At 72.3% G+C, this 17,049-nt stretch carries 16 protein-coding genes; 13 read left to right on the top strand and 3 right to left on the bottom strand.

Features of this window, described 5'->3' with window-relative positions:
• Positions 1–30 precede the first annotated feature (30 nt).
• The 7 genes from AB0G35_RS04820 to AB0G35_RS04790 all read left to right on the top strand — a co-directional run bounded on the left by AB0G35_RS04820 (position 31) and on the right by AB0G35_RS04790 (position 8,437).
• The gene (locus tag AB0G35_RS04820) at positions 31–690 is read left to right on the top strand and encodes a TetR/AcrR family transcriptional regulator (RefSeq protein ID WP_360943674.1); all 660 of its coding nucleotides are present in this window, start codon (positions 31–33) and stop codon (positions 688–690) included.
• 198 nt (positions 691–888) lie between these two features.
• Entirely contained in the window at positions 889–2,103 is a 1,215-nt protein-coding gene (locus AB0G35_RS04815) for an alpha/beta hydrolase (RefSeq protein WP_360943671.1), read from the top strand.
• A gap of 214 nt (positions 2,104–2,317) precedes the next feature.
• Positions 2,318–3,199, top strand: coding sequence for a DUF4429 domain-containing protein (locus tag AB0G35_RS04810; RefSeq protein WP_360943668.1), 882 nt, complete (start codon positions 2,318–2,320; stop codon positions 3,197–3,199).
• A gap of 153 nt (positions 3,200–3,352) precedes the next feature.
• Positions 3,353–4,816 carry a sensor histidine kinase gene (locus AB0G35_RS04805; RefSeq protein WP_360943665.1) on the top strand — a complete coding sequence of 488 codons (1,464 nt, stop codon included), beginning with the start codon at positions 3,353–3,355 and terminating at the stop codon, positions 4,814–4,816.
• Complete coding sequence (locus tag AB0G35_RS04800; RefSeq protein ID WP_360943662.1) at positions 4,813–5,496, top strand: response regulator transcription factor; 684 nt, start codon at positions 4,813–4,815, stop codon at positions 5,494–5,496. Before AB0G35_RS04805 ends, AB0G35_RS04800 begins: the two co-directional genes overlap by 4 nt.
• A 315-nt stretch (positions 5,497–5,811) precedes the next feature.
• Positions 5,812–6,981 (top strand): alpha/beta hydrolase, encoded by a 1,170-nt coding sequence (locus AB0G35_RS04795; RefSeq protein WP_360943659.1) that lies wholly within the window; start codon positions 5,812–5,814, stop codon positions 6,979–6,981.
• A gap of 229 nt (positions 6,982–7,210) precedes the next feature.
• On the top strand, positions 7,211–8,437 hold the full coding sequence (locus AB0G35_RS04790) for an acyltransferase (protein ID WP_360943656.1): 1,227 nt from the start codon (positions 7,211–7,213) through the stop codon (positions 8,435–8,437).
• Between the two features lie 178 nt (positions 8,438–8,615).
• Here the strand turns inward: AB0G35_RS04790 and AB0G35_RS04785 are convergent, their stop codons facing one another.
• Positions 8,616–9,641 (bottom strand): aldo/keto reductase, encoded by a 1,026-nt coding sequence (locus tag AB0G35_RS04785; protein ID WP_360943653.1) that lies wholly within the window; start codon positions 9,639–9,641, stop codon positions 8,616–8,618.
• A gap of 7 nt (positions 9,642–9,648) precedes the next feature.
• Positions 9,649–10,140, bottom strand: coding sequence for a MerR family transcriptional regulator (locus AB0G35_RS04780; RefSeq protein ID WP_360943650.1), 492 nt, complete (start codon positions 10,138–10,140; stop codon positions 9,649–9,651).
• 168 nt (positions 10,141–10,308) lie between these two features.
• Between AB0G35_RS04780 and AB0G35_RS04775 the strand changes: the two genes are divergently transcribed.
• Complete coding sequence (locus AB0G35_RS04775; protein ID WP_360943647.1) at positions 10,309–11,130, top strand: serine hydrolase domain-containing protein; 822 nt, start codon at positions 10,309–10,311, stop codon at positions 11,128–11,130.
• A 65-nt stretch (positions 11,131–11,195) separates the two neighbouring features.
• Here AB0G35_RS04775 and AB0G35_RS04770 read toward each other — a convergent pair whose 3' ends face one another.
• Positions 11,196–11,867, bottom strand: coding sequence for a pirin family protein (locus AB0G35_RS04770; protein WP_360943644.1), 672 nt, complete (start codon positions 11,865–11,867; stop codon positions 11,196–11,198).
• A gap of 57 nt (positions 11,868–11,924) precedes the next feature.
• Between AB0G35_RS04770 and AB0G35_RS04765 the strand changes: the two genes are divergently transcribed.
• From AB0G35_RS04765 to AB0G35_RS04745, 5 genes are all read left to right on the top strand, one after another.
• The gene (locus AB0G35_RS04765) at positions 11,925–13,109 is read left to right on the top strand and encodes a helix-turn-helix domain-containing protein (protein WP_030414586.1); all 1,185 of its coding nucleotides are present in this window, start codon (positions 11,925–11,927) and stop codon (positions 13,107–13,109) included.
• Between the two features lie 89 nt (positions 13,110–13,198).
• The gene (locus tag AB0G35_RS04760) at positions 13,199–14,161 is read left to right on the top strand and encodes an ACP S-malonyltransferase (RefSeq protein ID WP_360943641.1); all 963 of its coding nucleotides are present in this window, start codon (positions 13,199–13,201) and stop codon (positions 14,159–14,161) included.
• Positions 14,162–14,174: 13 nt separating this feature from the next.
• The gene (locus AB0G35_RS04755) at positions 14,175–15,221 is read left to right on the top strand and encodes a ketoacyl-ACP synthase III (RefSeq protein WP_261951733.1); all 1,047 of its coding nucleotides are present in this window, start codon (positions 14,175–14,177) and stop codon (positions 15,219–15,221) included.
• A 105-nt stretch (positions 15,222–15,326) separates the two neighbouring features.
• Entirely contained in the window at positions 15,327–15,575 is a 249-nt protein-coding gene (locus AB0G35_RS04750) for an acyl carrier protein (protein WP_006605825.1), read from the top strand.
• A gap of 77 nt (positions 15,576–15,652) precedes the next feature.
• On the top strand, positions 15,653–16,939 hold the full coding sequence (locus AB0G35_RS04745; RefSeq protein WP_360943637.1) for a beta-ketoacyl-[acyl-carrier-protein] synthase family protein: 1,287 nt from the start codon (positions 15,653–15,655) through the stop codon (positions 16,937–16,939).
• Positions 16,940–17,049 lie beyond the last annotated feature (110 nt).

The following is a 17,049-nucleotide window of genomic DNA, read 5'->3' as shown; positions in this document are numbered from 1 at the left end:
AGCGAGAACACCACGGAAAGGCGGCGCAGGATGGCCACCTCGACGCCGCAGACGGCCCCCGGAGGCGGACTGCGCGAACGCAAGAAGCAGCGCACCCGTGACGCCCTGATCCGCGCGGCGCTCGAACTCTTCACGGAGCAGGGCTTCGAAGAGACGACCGTCGACGAGATCGCCGAGGCGGTGGACGTCTCCCAGAGGACGTACTTCCGGTACTTCGCCAACAAGGAGGACGTGGCCTTCGCGGTCCAGGAGATGGTCGAGGCCCGCTTCCTCGACGAGCTGACCGCGCGCCCCGCCTCCGAGGATCCGCTGACCGCACTGCGCAACGCGGTGATGGTGGCGTGGGACGACATCGGCAGCGCCATCGAGTCGGTGATCCCGGTGGAGCTGCACATGCGGACGTACCGGATGATCGAGTCCACGCCCACCCTGATCGCCTCCCACCTGCGACGCTCATCCGAAGTGGAGGAGCGGATAGCGGAGTTGATCGCCCGGCGGGAGGGGCTGGACGTCGACGCCGATCCGCGGCCGCGGGTGCTGGTCGCCGCGTTCTGCGGGGTGATGCGGGTGGCCGGCAAGGTGTGGGGCGAGGGCGCGGACTGCAGCGTGGCGTCCATCCGCGCGCTGACCCGGTCTTATCTGGATCACATCCAGCCGGCGATCGGCGGCGACTGGCGTTCCGCCCGCTGAGGCCGTATCGCCCGCAACTGCCCGTAACGGACAGCCATCGTTGAGCAACCCATTAATCGCATGATGAGACGGCTTCTGCACGACTGAGCGCGAGAAATCGGCAATTCATGTCCGGTTTGGTCGAAATACCCGCCGCGAAACGTGATATCACTCACGGGCCCGGCAGCTGGCCTGCCCTGTCTCCTAGGGTGGCCCGCGGTGACTTCCTTCCCGGGCCTGGGCCCCTCCTCCGGTTTTCTGCAGTCCACCGCCTGGCGTGCGGCGCTCGCCTTGGCGGTGGTGTTCGTGATGCTCGCCATGACCGGCTGGACGGCCGTCAGAGGCACCAAGGACGACGCCAACCCCCTGGCCACGGCGAGAAGCGCCTGGAAGCACGCCACCTTCCTCGGGCGCCCGCTGCCCGACCCCAACGCCTCCCCGGCCACCCTGCGGGCCTTCTTCGGCACGCTCACCGGCGCCCAGAAGCAGCGGCTCGCCACCCGCTATCCGCTGGTCGTCGGCAACATGGGCGGCGCCCCCGTATCCCTGCGCTACCGGGCCAACCGGATGGCGATCGACGACGCCCGCGCCGTGGAGCAGCGGCGGATGGGCGACCGCCGGCTGACGCCCGTGGGCCGCCAGGAAGCCGGCCGGCTGATGCACCGCTTCGAGTCGATGATGAGCCGCGGACGGCAGATCCTCGCCTTCGATCCGGCCGGCGGCGGCCGGGCCGCGGAGGTCTTCGGCAGCCTCCCGGCGGCGAAGCGGGTCTCCGTAGTGGTGCCCGGTGTGGACACCAACCTGGCGACCTTCGAGCGGACGGCGCGGGCCACCGCCGCGCCCGTCGGCATGGCGCGCTCCCTCTACGAAGCCGAGCGCGCGGCCAAGCCGGGTGTGCGGACGGCTGTCATCGCCTGGGCCGACTACACCACGCCGTCCGGCCTCGGTGTCGAGGCCGCCACCGGGAAGCTCGCCGAGGCCGGCGCGGTCCGGCTGCGCGCCCTGGTGAAGTCACTGCCGTCCTCCGACACCGTCTCGCTGTTCTGCCACAGCTACGGCTCGGTGGTGTGCGGCGTCGCCGCCCGGCGCCTGCCGGCGAACGTCGAGGACATCGCGGTCGCGGGCAGCCCCGGCATGCGGGCGGAAAGCCTCTCCGGCCTCGGTACCCGCGCCCGGGTCTGGGCGATGCGGGACTCCGACGACTGGATCCAGGACGTGCCGTACCTGGAGGTCGGCGGGCTCGGCCACGGCGCCGACCCGGTCGATCCGTCCTTCGGCTCCCGGATCCTGTCCGCCGACGGCGCCGTCGGGCACGCCGGCTACTTCGCTCCCGGCACCCGCAGCCTGCGCAACTTCGCGCTCGTCGGGGTCGGGGCGCTCGACTCGGTGGACTGCGCGACCGACGATCCGCACTGCAGCACGGGCCTGGCCTGATCTCCCCCGCAGAAACGGCCGGTTCCCGCCGGCGCGGCCCGGCGCCCGGGGACGGGCCGGGCCGACGGGAACCGTCCTCAGCAGCGGGCGCGTCAAGGGAACAAGGGCCGGAAGCGGCGGGGCCGGCGGCCCATGACGCGCGTAGTTCCGGCAGGCGCCTTCGAGGTGTCCGGAAGGGGGACGGGCGGGCAACCGCCCGCATACGATGAGCCACATGGGTGATGTGCTGGCCGGTTTTCATGCCGTCTGGGAGTTCGACACAGACTCGGTACTCATCCGCTTCGAACGGGGGATCCGCAGGCCGAAGCTCTTCCAGGCGCTCGGCGAGCGACGCATTCCGTACGAGGCGCTGAGCTCCGTCGAGGTGATCGAGGGCAGACGCGGCACGGTGGTGCTGCGCGCCGTGCCCCGGCCCGGCGCCGACCCCCTGATGGAGGCGGCGAACGGGCAGCTCAAGGAGGAGGCCGACCCGTACCGGCTGGTGCTGCCGGCCGAGCGCGAGACGCTGGCCGAGTTCTACGCCGACGAACTGCGCACGGCGCTGGGCCCCGACGCCAAGGAACCCGCCGAGCGTCATCTGGTGACCGCGCCGGAACCTCCGCTCCACTTCAAGGCGTACGACGGCAAGGCGTCCTTCGACGGCCGCTCGGTCGCCTTCCGCTGGTTCTGGACGGGCGCGTCGTCGGCCAAGTGGAAGTGCGGCGACCAGACCTTCCCGGTGGGCGAGTTGGCCGGCGTCGAATGGCGCTCGCCGGAGATCTTCAACGGCTACCTCCGGCTGCTGGAACGCGGGGCGGCCGAGCCGGGGAAGGGCGAGGCCGATCAGGACCCGGCCGCCGTGGTGTTCGGGCTGGGGTACGGCCCGGTCCACGAGTCCCTGCCGTTCGCCGCCGCGGTGCTGCAGGCCGTGCGCGCCGCCGGGCCGGAGCAGGAGACCGCGGAGCGCGAGCCGGTGTGCCGCCGGGCCGGGGACGCCCGCCGGGACCCGGCGGACATCGCGGACCGGATACGGCACCTGGGCGAGCTGCACGGGGCCGGGCTGCTGACGGACGACGAGTTCAGCGCGAAGAAGGCCGAACTGCTCGCGGAGCTGTAGGAGTTCGGGTCCCGGCCGCCCGCAGGACGGCCGTCTCCACGCGGGGCGTATGCGCGGTGTCGTACCGCGGTGGGTCATACCGTGGTACGGGTCCGAAGGCCGACCCGTGGTATGACGCCCGGGTCCCGGCGGTCCGCTTACATTGACTTCGCAATGAACGGACGATCCCCCACCCCAGCCCCCGAGGCGGCCCGCAGCGCCGAGCGCGAGCCGGCCCGGTCGAGAGCGCTGCGCGCCGCACGGCAGGCGCTGCGCATCCTCGCCGTCGAGCTCGGCACCCCGACCGAGCCCGGCATCCCCCTGTTCGCCGGTGTGCAGAACCGCTGGCTGCGCCGGGTGCCGTATCTCGTCGCCTTCACGTTCACGGTGTCCTTGCTGCCGACGACCATCAACGTCCTCGGCAACGACTACGGCATGCACGGCGGCTGGGCCGGCGCGCTCGCCATCGCCCAGACGGTGCCCTTGATGCTGGCCGTGACCCGGCCGCTGCAGGCCTGGTGGGTGATCTTCGCCGCGGATGTCCTCTGCGCCCTGGGGCTCACGGTGGTCGACGGCGTGGCGGACCGCGCCTGGCCCTGGACGCCCCCGGCGATCGTCGGCTATCTCGCACTGATGCTGGCGCTGTCCCTGCGCGAGCGCCGGCGCACCCTGATAGCCGTCTGGCTGACGACCGGCTTCGCCGGAATACTCTCCGAGACGATGACCCCGGAGCGCAGCCAGAGCACCTGGGTGCTGACGTTCGTGCTCGCCGGCGTGATGCTGCTGATGGGCGCCACCCTGCGCGAACGAGGCGATGCACAGCGGAAGTTGATCGAGCAGGAGACCATCAGCGAGGCCGAACGCGCCCGCCGTACGCTCCTGGAGGAACGCACCCGGATCGCCCGCGAGCTGCACGACGTGGTCGCCCACCACATGTCGGTGATCACGGTCCAGGCGGACAGCGCTCCGTACCGCATCAGCGGGATACCCAAGGAGGCGGAGGAGGAGTTCGGGTCGATAGCCGCGACCGCGCGCGAGTCCCTGGCGGAGATGCGCCGGCTGCTCGGTGTGCTGCGCAGTGAGGAGACGGAACGGCAGGGCGGCGGCCCGGAGAAGACCCCGCAGCCCGGGGTGGCGATGCTGCCGAAGCTGGTGGAGGGGACCGTACGGGCCGGTGTGCCGGTGGAGTTGGTACTGCCGAAGGAGCCGGTGGTGCTCGAACCGGCGGTGGATCTGTCGGCGTACCGCATCGTGCAGGAGGCGCTGGCCAATGTGGTGCGGCACGCCCCCGGCGCACAGACCCGGGTGTCGGTCGTCACGAGCGCGGACCGCACCCGGCTGACGGTGCTGATCGTCAACTCCGCCCCGCCCGTGCCGTCCGCACCCTCCGCGCCGCTGGAGACGTCCGGGACCGGCCACGGTCTGGTCGGGATGCGGGAGCGGGTGCGGCTGGTGGCCGGTTCGCTCGACACCGGTCCCCTGCCCGACGGCGGCTTCCGGGTCGCGGCACAGCTCCCCCTCGCCCCCGCGCCCGGCACCGCGGCACCCGGCGACCCGGCGCCCGGTAGCCCCGCCTCCGGCCTTTCCGTCTCCCCCTCGGCATCTCCCCTCTCAGAGAAGGATTCCGGCTCTTCATGACCACGCGCGTGATCATCGTCGACGACCAGGCCATGGTGCGCGCGGGGTTCGCCGCACTGCTCGCCGCGCAGAGCGACATCGATGTGGTGGGCGACGCCCCGGACGGTGTGCAAGGGGTGGAGCTGAGCCGTCGGACGCACCCCGATGTGGTGCTGATGGACGTCCGGATGCCGGAGATGGACGGGCTGGAGGCGGCCCGGCGCCTGCTCAGTCCGCCGCCCGGCGTCACCCACCGCCCGAAGGTGCTCATGCTGACCACCTTCGACGTCGACGACTACGTCTACGAGGCATTGCGCGCGGGGGCCTCGGGCTTCCTGCTCAAGGACGCCCCACCGGCCGATCTGATATCCGCGGTGCGCGTGGTGGCGGCCGGGGAGGCGCTGCTGGCGCCGTCGGTGACCCGTCGGCTGATCGCCGATTTCGCCCGCCAGCGGCCGGCCCCCCGTAAGGACCGCGCCTCGCTGCGGCTGAACGGCCTGACCCCGCGGGAGACCGAGGTGCTGGAGCTGATCGCCCGTGGTCTGTCGAACCAGGAGATCGCCGAGGCGCTGATCCTCGCCGAGCAGACCGTGAAGACCCACATCGGGCGGGTGCTGGCCAAGCTGGAACTACGGGACCGCGCCCAGGCCGTGATCTTCGCGTACGAGTCGGGGCTGGTGTCCCCGGGGAGTGGTGGCTAGAGCGGCAGGCGGGAACGGTACGGTCTCGGCGGCCCCGGTTGCCGGCCCTCGCGGGGCCTGCGGCAGGGGCCGCGCCCCGTCACCGCACCCCGGCTGCCGGCCAGCGCACCCCTACGCGCCACCTGCGGCCCTGCGCGGCCACCTACTGCCCTGCGTCCCTGGTCCCCGCCCGTCCGTGCTCCTTCCTGAGGACGAGTGCCGTGGCGGACCCCCTACCCCGGTATCACCCGGGAGTTGGCACCGCGGTGTGACGCCGCGTCCTACACCGTCTCCCTACCTTTCCCCCGCCACGCCAATGGGAGAGGGAGACACACCATGTCCGTGCTGCGCACCGTCGCTCGACGCAGCAAGCGCACGCTGATCACCGCCGCGCTCGCGGTGACCGTGGCCGCCGGAACCGGCGGCTGGGCGGCCGGTTCCGCGCAGACCGCCGTCACCGGCCCGCCGCCCGGCGCCGCCGCCTGGCGCGCCGACCACTCCCTCGGCGTGCGGCTGCCGGATCCGGCCACCGCCCGACCCGCCGCCGTCGCCCGCTTCTTCGCCTCGCTGACCGACGCCCGGCAGCAGGCGCTCGCCGTCCGCCACCCGCTCGTCGTGGGCAATCTCGACGGCGCCCCGATCGCCTTGCGGTACACCGCCAACTCCCTTGCCCTGAAGGCCGAACGAACCCGTCAGCTGGCCCGTGCCACCGATCCGGCCGGCACCCTCCAGGACCACCAGCAGGCCAGGAAGGCGGCCGACCGGTGCGCCGCGCTGCTCAGGCCCGGCCGTCGGATCCTCGCCTTCGATCCGCGGGGGCGCGGCCAAGTGGCCGAGGTGCACGGAGACTTGACGACCGCACGCCACATCGCCGTGATCGTGCCGGGCTCGGACATCGACCTGGCGTCGTTCGACCGCAGCAGGGACCCGTACGGCACGCCGACCGGGATGGCCAGGTCGCTGCGTACGCAGCTGGCCGCCGACGCGCCCGGGACCGGTACCGCCGTCATCGCCTGGGTCGGGTACACCACCCCGGTCGGCATCGGGCCGGACGCCGCGACCGGCCGGCTCGCCGAGGCCGGCGCGCCCCGACTGGCCCGTTTCCTGTCCGGTCTGACGGCCACCGGCGTCCCGGCACCGGCCCTGCTGTGCCACAGCTACGGGTCGGTGGTCTGCGGACTGGCGGTGCCGTGGCTGGGCGGTCAGGGCCGCATCGCCGACCTGGTCGTGTTCGGCTCCCCCGGTATGCGCCGGGACGACGTGACGGAGCTGCACACCTCCGCCCGGGTCTGGGCGGCCCGGGACGCGACCGACTGGATCGGCGACGTACCGAACGTCGAGCTGCTGGGCCTCGGTCACGGCGCGGACCCCACCGACCCCGCCTTCGGCGCCCGGCACGTCTCCGCGGAACGGGCCGAGGGCCACACCGGCTACTTCGCCCCCGGTACGGACTCGTTGCAGAACTTCGCGGCCATCGTGCTGGGCCGGTACGGCCAGGTCAGCTGACGTGTGCACGCGGCAGGCAGCAGGCGGCGGGGCAACAGGCGGCGGGTGACATCGCACGGCGCCAAGGCACCCCGGGCCCCCGTACCCCGCCCCCGGGCCCCGTACTCCGTACCCGGCCCCCTGCCCCCTGCCCCCTGCCCCCTGCCCCCTGCCCCCTGCCCCCAGCACCCCGCACCTTCAAGGCACCACTGCACCACCCATCTTCAGGACGCAGAGGCCAAGGACACCCATGAAAACCACAACTCCATCCACCGTCCGCTCAGCCGTCCGCGCCATCGAGGCGCGTACCCCCGTGGAGCGGGACCGGGCGATCGACGGGCTGCGCGCGCTCGCGCTGCTCGCGGTACCCACCGGCCACTGGCTGCTCGGCGGCTTCACCCTGGACTCCGGCGGTGCGCTCCACAACGCCAGTCCGCTGACCACCTTGGGCCTTCTCGCGCCCGCCAGTTGGGTGCTGCAGATGCTCGGCATCTTCTTCCTGGTAGGCGGCCATTCCTCGGTGCTGTCCTACCGGCGTGCGATCGGGCGCGGCGAGTTTGTCGGCGGCTGGCTGCGCGGACGGCTCGTCAGGCTGGGCCGGCCGGTGCTCGGCGTGACGGCCGTATGGGCGGCGCTGCTGCCGCTGCTCCACGGTGTGGGCGTGCCGGAGGCGACCCTGCGGACCGGCGCGACGCTGGTGATCCAGCCGCTGTGGTTCGTCGGCGTGTACGCGGTGATCACCGCGCTGACGCCGTACTGCGTCCGCGCGGCGCGCCGTATGGGAGCCTGGGCGGCCGCGCCGCTGCTGGTGGCCGTGGCGGCGGTGGACTTCCTGCGCTACGGGCCGTTCGCCGATGCCATGCCGTCCTGGCTGAGTCTGCTGAACCTGCTCCCCGGCTGGATGTTCGCCTATCAGCTCGGCGTCTCCTGGGGCGAGCGGCGGCTCGGCCGACGCGCCGCCTGGACGCTGCTGTTCGGCGGGGCGGCGCTGTTCGCGGCGCTGCTGCTGTTCTTCCACTACCCGGCGAGCATGGTCGGCGTCCCGGGCCAGGACCGCACGAACTCGCATCCGCCGTCGCTGCTGGTGCTGGCGCTGGCCGCGGCCCAGTCCGGTGCCGCGATCCTGCTCCGGGACCGGATCGCCCGGCTCCTGCGCCGGCCCGCCCTGTGGGCGCCGGTCGTGGTCGTCAACCTGTCGGCGATGACGATCCTGTGCTGGCACCAGACGGCGATGCTGTCGGCGGCGGTGCCCGCGTCCTTCCTCGGAGCGGTGCCGGGTCTGACCGTCGCGCCCGTCACGCCGGGGTGGGTCCTCGCCCGGCTCGCCTGGCTGCCGGTCTTCGCCGTCGCGCTGCTGCTGATCGGCCGCAACACCCGCCGTTTCGAGGCCCCTTGGACGGGCGTCACCCGGGCCCGCCGGGCCCTCGCCGCCCTCCTGGCCACCGCGTTCGCGGCGTTCGCGCTGGGCCTGGCGTAGGGCCCGGGCGCGCCGGCCCGGAACCGGGTGTCCGACGACCGGCTGCCCAGGGGCCTACAGCCCGGGGACCGCGGACCGGGGCGCGCCGGCCCGGGGACCGGCCGCCCGGGGCGTGCCGGCCGGACCACCCGGATCCCTCCGGGCCGGTCCGCCGGACACGCCCCGCCCAGCGCCGGAACTACTCCCGCCCCGCCGACGTGTGCGTCATGTCCGCGTAGCGGTCGCCCGCCACCTTGTCGGCGATCGGCTCCAGCAGGGCCAGTTCGTCGTCGGTGAGCCGGATCCGGGTGGCGGCGGTGTTCTCCTCGACGCGGTGCCGCTTGCGGGTGCCGGGGATCGGGACGACGGCCAGGCCGCGTACGGCGGCCTGCTGCTGCACCCAGGCCAGGGCGATCTGGCCGGGCGTGGCGCCGTGGGCGTCGGCGACCGTGCGGACCGGCTCCAGCAGCGCGGCGTTGGCGGCCGCGTTGTCGCCGGTGAAGCGCGGCTGGGTTCGGCGGAAGTCGTCCGCGCCCAGCTCCTGGTCGGCGTGCACGAACGCGCCGGTCAGGAAGCCGCGGCCGAGCGGCGAGTAGGGCACCAGGCCGACGCCGAGCTCGGCCGCGGCCGGCACCACGCCGGCCTCGATGTCCCGGCTGAAGAGGGACCACTCGGACTGGACGGCCGCGATCGGGTGGATGGCGTGCGCCGCGCGCAGTTCGCTGCCGGTCACCTCGCTCAGCCCCAGGTGCTTGACCTTGCCCTCGGCGACCAGTTCGGCCATCGCCCCGATCGACTCCTCCAGGGGGACGTCAGGGGTGCGGCGGTGCATGTAATAGAGGTCGATCTCGTCGACGCCCAGACGCTTGAGGCTGCCTTCGACGGCCTGGCGGATGTACGCGCGGTCGTTGCGGATGATGCGCCGGTACGGGTCGTCCGGGAAGTCCGGGTCGGGCGCGATGGCGAACTTGGTGGCCAGCACGACCTCGTCGCGGTGCGCCCGGATGAACGGGGCGATGAACTTCTCGTTCTCCCCCCGGCCGTACATGTCGGCGGTGTCGTAGAGCGTCACGCCCAGTTCCAGCGCGCGCTCCAGGGTGGCCCGCGCCTCGTCGGCGTCCGTGGGGCCGTAGGCGAAACTCATGCCCATACAGCCGAGGCCCTGCACTCCGACCCGCGGGCCGCCGGTGCCCAGCTCGACCGTCTCGATCTTCTCGCTACCCATTAGGACCTCAGAACCTCTCGGACGCCCGCCGGGCGTCGGCGTAGATGTTGATCTTGTGGTCGAGTACGTCCAGCGTGCCCTGCAGCTCCGCTATGCGCTGCCGCACGTCCTCGCGGTGCGCGGTCAGCAGCTCCTCACGCGCGGCGAAGGTGCTCTCGCCCGCACGGACCAGCTCGGCGTAGCGGACCATGTCGGCGACCGGCATGCCGGTCAGCCGCAGCTTGGTGACCAGGCCCAGCCAGTCCAGATCGCGGTTGGTGAAGCGGCGCTGACCGGTGTGCGTACGGTCCACGTGCGGCATCAGCCCTATCCGCTCGTACCAGCGGAGGGTGTGGGCGCTGAGCCCGGTGTGCTCCGCCACCTCGCTGATCGTGTACCGGTCCTGGCCGGTGGGCTTGGGGTGCGGGGGCGGCGGGGTGCTGCAGTCGCGGACCCGCACCGGCCGTTCGGCGGTCGCTGCCGCGCCGCTCGTCACCGGTTCGCTCTGCGTGACCGTCATGCCCCGTCTCCCCTGTTTCGCCGGATTGCTCTCGACTCCGCCGCGGACCTCGCGGCTTTTCGCCGGATGCCTTGCGACGTCCTCAACGCTAGAGAGTTGGAGCGCACTCCAAGCAAGCGCGGATCGGGCGCAGACTTGACCTGAATTTGGGGAGGTTAGGCTCGGAGCATGCAGAGCCTGCGGATGATCGAGAACTGGCCGGTGCCCACCGCTGCGGCCGCCGTCGTACGAGCCGATGGGTCGGTGGCCGGATCGTACGGCCCTCTGGAGCAGAGGTTTCCGCTGGCGTCGGTGACCAAGCCGCTGGCCGCGTACGCCGCCCTGCTGGCCGTCGAGGAGGGCGCCGTCGAACTGGACGAGCCGGCCGGACCGGAGGGGTCCACGGTCCGTCATCTGCTCGCGCACACCTCGGGGCTCGCCTTCGACGAGCAGCGCGTGATGGCCGCGCCCGGGACCCGACGGATCTACTCCAACACCGGTTTCGAGGTGCTCGGCGACCACATCGCCAAGGCGACCGACATCCCCTTCGGGCAGTACGTGCACGAGGCGGTGCTTCAGCCGCTCGGCATGACCGCGACGGAACTGCCCGGCTCGCCCGCCAAGGACGGCGTCTCCTCGGTCGCCGATCTGATCCGGTTCGCGGCCGAGCTGCAGGCACCGCGGCTGCTCGCGCCGCAGACGCTCGCGGAGGCGACGCAGGTGGCCTTCCCCGGGCTGACGGGTGTGCTGCCGGGGTACGGCCACCAGAAGCCGAACGACTGGGGGCTGGGTTTCGAGATCCGTGACGGCAAGTCGCCGCACTGGACCGGCGCCGGCTCCTCGCCCCGCACCTACGGCCACTTCGGGCAGTCCGGAACGTTCCTGTGGGTGGACCCGGATGCCGGGGCCGCCTGTGTGGCGCTGACCGGCCGGGCCTTCGGGCCGTGGGCGATCGAGGTCTGGCCGCAGCTGACCGACGCGGTGCTGAACGAGCTGGCGCGGCCGGCCTGACACCGCGGGCCGGCGGCCGGGCGCGTCCCGTAGGAGCACGAAGCGGAATCGCGCCCGCCGCCCGCTCACCCGTACACCGGCTCCGGCCCCATCTCCCACATCAGGCACTCCGCCGCCGCCAGCGCGGTCAGCTCCAGGCCCGTCCCGTCGGTGATCCGCGCCGCACCGCCCGCCTCCAGGCGCTCCTCGCCGATCGTGACCGCGCCCCGCACGACGTGGACGTACACCCGCTCCGCGTCCGGGACGGCGGTGCGCTCGCCGTCGGTGAGGCGGCGCACGTGCAGCAGGGCGCCGGCCCGCGGGACCGCGTACGGTGTGCCGTCGGCGATGCCGCGGACGACCTCGTACGCCGGCTCCCCGCCGAATTCGCGGGGCGCCAGCCACATCTGGACGAAGCGCAGCGGCGCCCCGCCCCCATTGCGTTCGACGTGCCGTACCCCGCCGGCGGAGCTGAGCCGCTGAAGATCGCCGGGACGTACGGTGGTCTCGTGACCGGCCGAGTCGCGGTGGGTCAGCTCACCCTCGACCACCCAGGTCACGATCTCGGTGTCGCGGTGCGGATGCTCGTCGAAGCCGGCACCGGCCGCCAGCCGCTCCTCATTGCAGGCGATGAGCGCCCCGAAGCGCAGATTGTCCGGGTCGAAATGGGGCCCGAAGGAGAATGCGTGCAGTGACTCGATCCCTGCGTCCGGATCGCCGCCCCGATAGCGTTCCTCGCCCCTGCGCACCTGAATCATGGGCCCACGGTAGCCCCGCCCCCTCACCTCCCCGCCCCGATAGTGCAGGCTTGTCCCGTGTCTGAACCCGCATCGCGCGACGCGCACCCGCACTCCGCGACCCTCCGGCGCCTGGAGAATTCCTCCGGGACGCTGGCGGCCGCGGCCATCGCCCGCATGGACGCCACGCTGCCGTGGTACCGCGCGATGCCCCCGGAGAACCGCTCCTGGATCGGCCTGGTCGCCCAGGCCGGTATCGCCGCGTTCACCGAGTGGTTCCGGCATCCGGAGACCCCGCAGGCGATCAGCACCGACGTCTTCGGCACCGCCCCGCGCGAGCTGACCCGGGCGATCACGCTGCGCCAGACCGTGGAGATGGTCCGCACGACCATCGAGGTCATGGAGGCGGCGATCGACGATGTCGCGGCCCCCGGTGACGAGTCCGTGCTGCGCGAGGCGCTCCTGGTCTACGCCCGGGAGATCGCCTTCGCCACCGCCCAGGTGTACGCCCAGGCCGCCGAGGCCCGCGGCGCCTGGGACGCCCGCCTGGAGTCGCTGGTGGTCAACGCGGTGCTCTCAGGGGAGGCCGACGAGGGCGCGGTCTCCCGGGCGGCGGCACTGGGCTGGAACTCCCCCGAGCACGTGTGCGTGGTGCTGGGCACCGCCCCGGACGGCGACAGCGAGCTGACCGTGGAGGCGATCCGAAGGGCCGCCCGGCACGCCAAGCTGCAGGTGCTGACCGGGGTGCTGGGCTCGCGCCTGGTGGTGATCGCGGGCGGTTCGGACAATCCGCTCAAGGCGGCGAAGGCGCTGATCGGCCCGTACGCCGCCGGTCCCGTGGTGGCCGGCCCGGTGGTCTCCGACCTGCTGGCCGCGACCCGTTCCGCGCAGGCCGCGGCGGCCGGTCTGCGGGCGTGCGCGGCCTGGCCGGACGCCCCCCGTCCGGTACTTGCGGACGATCTGCTTCCGGAACGCGCGATGGCCTCGGACCCGGTCGCGCGGGAGCAGTTGGTGGAGGAGATCTACAGACCGCTGGAGGAAGCCGGGTCGGCGCTCCTGGAGACGCTGAGCGTCTATCTTGAGCAGGCGAGCAGTCTGGAGGGCGCCGCCCGGATGCTGTTCGTCCACCCCAACACCGTGCGCTATCGGCTGCGACGTGTGACGGACGTCACCGGGTGGTCACCCTCTGATGTGCGCTCGGCCTTCACCCTCCGTATCGCGTTGATTCTGGGGCGTCTGGCTGACGGTGAGGCGCAACTCTAGACTTTTGTCGGAGACCAACAATTCCCCCGATGGTTCTTCGTCCTTGTCCCCACGGGCGGGCGGAACCACCCACAAGAGAGAGTGTGAGGGTGCTCGTACTCGTCGCTCCCGGCCAAGGCGCCCAGACGCCCGGCTTCCTGACCCCCTGGCTCGACCTCCCCGGTGTCGAAGACCGGCTCCGTGAGTGGTCGGCCGCCATCGACCTCGACCTGGTCCACTACGGCACGAAGGCGGACGAAGAGGAAATCCGCGACACCGCGGTGGCGCAGCCGCTGCTGGTGGCGTCCGCCCTGATCTCCGCCCGTCAGCTGTTCGCGACGGATGACGACTTCTCCTCGAAGGTCGGCGCCGCGGCCGGCCACAGCGTCGGTGAGCTCGCCGCCGCCGCGCTGACCGGCACGCTCTCCGACGAGGCCGCGATGGGGCTGGTACGCCGCCGCGGCCTGGCGATGGCCGAGGCCGCCGCCGTCACCGAAACCGGTATGGCCGCCCTCCTGGGTGGCGACGAGGCCGTCGTGCTGCCCCATCTGGAGCGGCTGGGCCTGACCCCGGCGAACGTCAACGGCGCCGGACAGATCGTCGCAGCCGGCACCGCCGAGCAGATCGCCGCGCTGGTCGAGAACAAGCCGGAGGGCACTCGCCGGGTCGTACCGCTGAAGGTGGCCGGCGCGTTCCATACTCACCACATGGCACCCGCCGTCTCCGCGCTGGAATCCGCGACCGCTTCGCTGTCGGCCGCCGATCCGCACACCCGTTACGTCTCCAACAAGGACGGACAGCTGGTCTCCTCCGGTCAGGAACTCGTGCAGCGGCTGGTCGGCCAGGTGGCCAACCCCGTGCGCTGGGACCTGTGCATGGAGACCTTCAAGGCGCTCGGCGTCACCGCGCTCATCGAGGCCGCCCCCGGCGGCACGCTCACCGGCCTGGCCAAGCGCGCCCTGCCCGGCGTGCGGACCCTCGCCCTCAAGTCGCCCGACGACCTCGACGCGGCCCGCACGCTGATCGCCGAGGCGTCCGCCGCCACCGCTGCTGGCTCGGCACCGGCCGAATAGGAGTCCGAAGCGCATGACCTCGAAGATCAAGCCCTCGAAGGGCGCTCCGTACGCGCGGATCATGGGCGTCGGCGGCTACCGGCCGACCCGTGTCGTGCCCAACGAGGAGATCCTCAAGCACATCGACTCGTCCGACGAGTGGATCCGCTCGCGGTCCGGCATCGCGACCCGCCACTGGGCGGGCCCCGAGGAGACCGTGGCGCAGATGTCGGTCGAGGCGTCCGGCAAGGCCATCGCCGACGCCGGGATCACGCCCGAGCAGATCGGCGCCGTGATCGTCTCCACCGTCTCGCACTTCAAGCAGACCCCGGCGATCGCGACCGAGATCGCGCACCGCATCGGCGCCGGCAAGCCGGCCGCCTTCGACATCTCGGCGGGCTGCGCGGGCTTCGGCTACGGACTCACCCTCGCCAAGGGCCTGGTGACGGAGGGTTCGGCGGAGTACGTTCTGGTCATCGGCGTCGAGCGGCTGTCGGACCTGACCGACCTGGAGGACCGTGCGACGGCCTTCCTGTTCGGTGACGGCGCCGGCGCAGTGGTCGTCGGCCCGGCCAACGAGCCGGAGATCGGCCCGACGGTCTGGGGCTCGGAGGGCGACAAGGCCGACACGATCAAGCAGACCCTCGGCTGGGACGTCTACCGTTCCACGCCGTTCCCCGGAGGCGACGGGCCCGAGGCGCGCCCCGCCCTGGAGGAGATCCGGTACCCCGCCATCACCCAGGAGGGCCAGTCGGTCTTCCGGTGGGCGGTGTTCGAGATGGCGAAGGTCGCCCAGCAGGCGCTGGACGCGGCCGGAGTCAGCCCGGACGACCTGGACGTCTTCATCCCGCACCAGGCCAACATGCGGATCATCGACTCGATGGTGAAGACTCTGAAGCTGCCGGAGAGCGTGACGGTCGCCCGCGACGTGGAGACCACCGGCAACACCTCGGCCGCCTCCATTCCGCTCGCCATGGAGCGGCTGTTGGCGACCGGGCAGGCCAAGAGCGGCGACACCGCGCTGGTCATCGGCTTCGGGGCGGGTCTCGTGTACGCCGCGACGGTCGTTACCCTCCCCTAGGCAAGATCTGCGCAGCACCGTCCGTCTCCGGACGTGCCGGTCGCCGCACGGATCTTCACCGCAAGTAACGCAGTTTCCCCTTAAAATGACCGAAGGAGCGCCATCATGGCCGCCACTCAGGAAGAGATCGTTGCCGGTCTCGCCGAGATCGTGAACGAGATCGCCGGGATCCCCACCGAGGACGTCCAGGTGGACAAGTCCTTCACCGACGACCTGGACGTTGACTCGCTGTCCATGGTCGAGGTCGTCGTCGCCGCCGAAGAGCGCTTCGACGTGAAGATCCCGGACGACGACGTCAAGAACCTCAAGACCGTCGGCGACGCGACCGACTACATCCTCAAGCACCAGAGCTGATCCAGCTCCCGCGCATGTCGCCACCCCGCGGTGGCGCCGTCGATTCAGACCCCTCTACCCGTGGAGTAAGAATTCCCGTGAACGCGACCAATCGCACCGTGGTCGTCACCGGTATCGGCGCAACCACACCGCTGGGTGGCGACAGCGCTTCCACCTGGGAGGCCCTGCTCGCCGGACGCTCCGGTGTCAGCACCCTCGACCAGGACTGGGCCGCCGACCTGCCTGTCAAGATCGCCGCTCAGGCGGCCGTCGACCCGGGGGAGGTCCTTCCCCGGGCGCAGGCGCGCAAGCTGGACCGTTCGGCGCAGTTCGCGCTGATCGCCGCCCGCGAGGCCTGGGCGGACGCCGGTTTCACCGCCAAGGCCGGTGAGCCGGACGCCGGCGCCGGCGCGGCCGGCTCGGTGAACCCGGACCGGCTCGGCACCGTCATCGCCTCCGGCATCGGTGGCGTGACCACCCTGCTCGGCCAGTACGACATCCTGCGGGAGAAGGGCGTCCGCCGTGTCTCCCCGCACACGGTGCCGATGCTGATGCCCAACGGCCCGTCCGCCAACGTCGGCCTGGACGTGAACGCCCGCGCGGGTGTGCACACCCCGGTCAGCGCCTGTGCGTCCGGTTCGGAGGCGATCGGCTACGCCATCGAGATGATCCGTTCGGGCCGCGCCGACATCGTCGTCGCGGGCGGTACGGAGGCGGCCATCCACCCGCTGCCGATCGCCGCGTTCGGCAACATGATGGCGATGTCGAAGAACAACGAGGACCCGCAGGGCGCCTCCCGCCCGTTCGACGTCGCCCGCAACGGCTTCGTCCTCGGTGAGGGCGCCGGGGTGATCGTCCTGGAATCCGCCGAGCACGCCGCCAAGCGTGGCGCCAAGGTCTACGCCGAGGCCGTCGGCCAGGGCGTCTCCGCGGACAGCCACGACATCGTGCAGCCCGAGCCGTCCGGCAACGGCATCGCGCACGCCCTGCAGAACCTCCTCGACGGCAGCGACCTCGACCCGGCCGAGATCGTGCACGTCAACGCGCACGCCACGTCCACGCCGCAGGGCGACCTGGCCGAACTGAAGGCGCTGCGCAAGGTCTTCGGCGACGACACCGACCACATGGCGGTCTCCGCCACCAAGTCGATGACCGGTCACCTCCTGGGCGGCGCGGGCGGCGTCGAGACGGTCGCCGCCATCCTGGCGCTGTACCACCGGGTGGCGCCGCCGACCATCAACATCGACGAGCTCGACCCGGAGGCCGACGCGGACATCGTCCGCGGCGAGGCCCGCAAGCTGCCGGCCGAGGGCCGGATCGCGGCGCTGAACGACTCGTTCGGCTTCGGCGGCCACAACGTCGTGCTCGCCTTCCGCACGGTCTGAGGCACACCAGCAGACGCACAGGCAGGGCCCGCCCGGTGACACCCCACCGGGCGGGCCCTTCGCCTTCCGGCCCGGCGCTCCGATCCGCCCTCAGCCGCGCCCCATCGCCC

The sequence above is a fragment of the Streptomyces sp. NPDC021749 genome (assembly GCF_040640655.1).
Taxonomy (GTDB): Bacteria; Actinomycetota; Actinomycetes; order Streptomycetales; family Streptomycetaceae; genus Streptomyces.
Note: the sequence above shows the minus strand (reverse complement) of the source record. Positions and strands in the feature narration are given on the sequence as shown.

Excerpts from the sequence above, each read along its gene's own strand:
- AB0G35_RS04820 (WP_360943674.1), top strand. The coding sequence starts at position 31 with ATGGCCACCTCGACGCCGCAGACGGCCCCCGGAGGCGGACTGCGCGAA.
- AB0G35_RS04810 (WP_360943668.1), top strand. The coding sequence starts at position 2,318 with ATGGGTGATGTGCTGGCCGGTTTTCATGCCGTCTGGGAGTTCGACACA.
- AB0G35_RS04805 (WP_360943665.1), top strand. The coding sequence starts at position 3,353 with ATGAACGGACGATCCCCCACCCCAGCCCCCGAGGCGGCCCGCAGCGCC.
- AB0G35_RS04800 (WP_360943662.1), top strand. The coding sequence starts at position 4,813 with ATGACCACGCGCGTGATCATCGTCGACGACCAGGCCATGGTGCGCGCG.
- AB0G35_RS04795 (WP_360943659.1), top strand. The coding sequence starts at position 5,812 with ATGTCCGTGCTGCGCACCGTCGCTCGACGCAGCAAGCGCACGCTGATC.
- AB0G35_RS04790 (WP_360943656.1), top strand. The coding sequence starts at position 7,211 with ATGAAAACCACAACTCCATCCACCGTCCGCTCAGCCGTCCGCGCCATC.
- AB0G35_RS04785 (WP_360943653.1), bottom strand. The coding sequence starts at position 9,641 with ATGGGTAGCGAGAAGATCGAGACGGTCGAGCTGGGCACCGGCGGCCCG.
- AB0G35_RS04780 (WP_360943650.1), bottom strand. The coding sequence starts at position 10,140 with ATGACGGTCACGCAGAGCGAACCGGTGACGAGCGGCGCGGCAGCGACC.
- AB0G35_RS04775 (WP_360943647.1), top strand. The coding sequence starts at position 10,309 with ATGCAGAGCCTGCGGATGATCGAGAACTGGCCGGTGCCCACCGCTGCG.
- AB0G35_RS04770 (WP_360943644.1), bottom strand. The coding sequence starts at position 11,867 with ATGATTCAGGTGCGCAGGGGCGAGGAACGCTATCGGGGCGGCGATCCG.
- AB0G35_RS04755 (WP_261951733.1), top strand. The coding sequence starts at position 14,175 with ATGACCTCGAAGATCAAGCCCTCGAAGGGCGCTCCGTACGCGCGGATC.
- AB0G35_RS04750 (WP_006605825.1), top strand. The coding sequence starts at position 15,327 with ATGGCCGCCACTCAGGAAGAGATCGTTGCCGGTCTCGCCGAGATCGTG.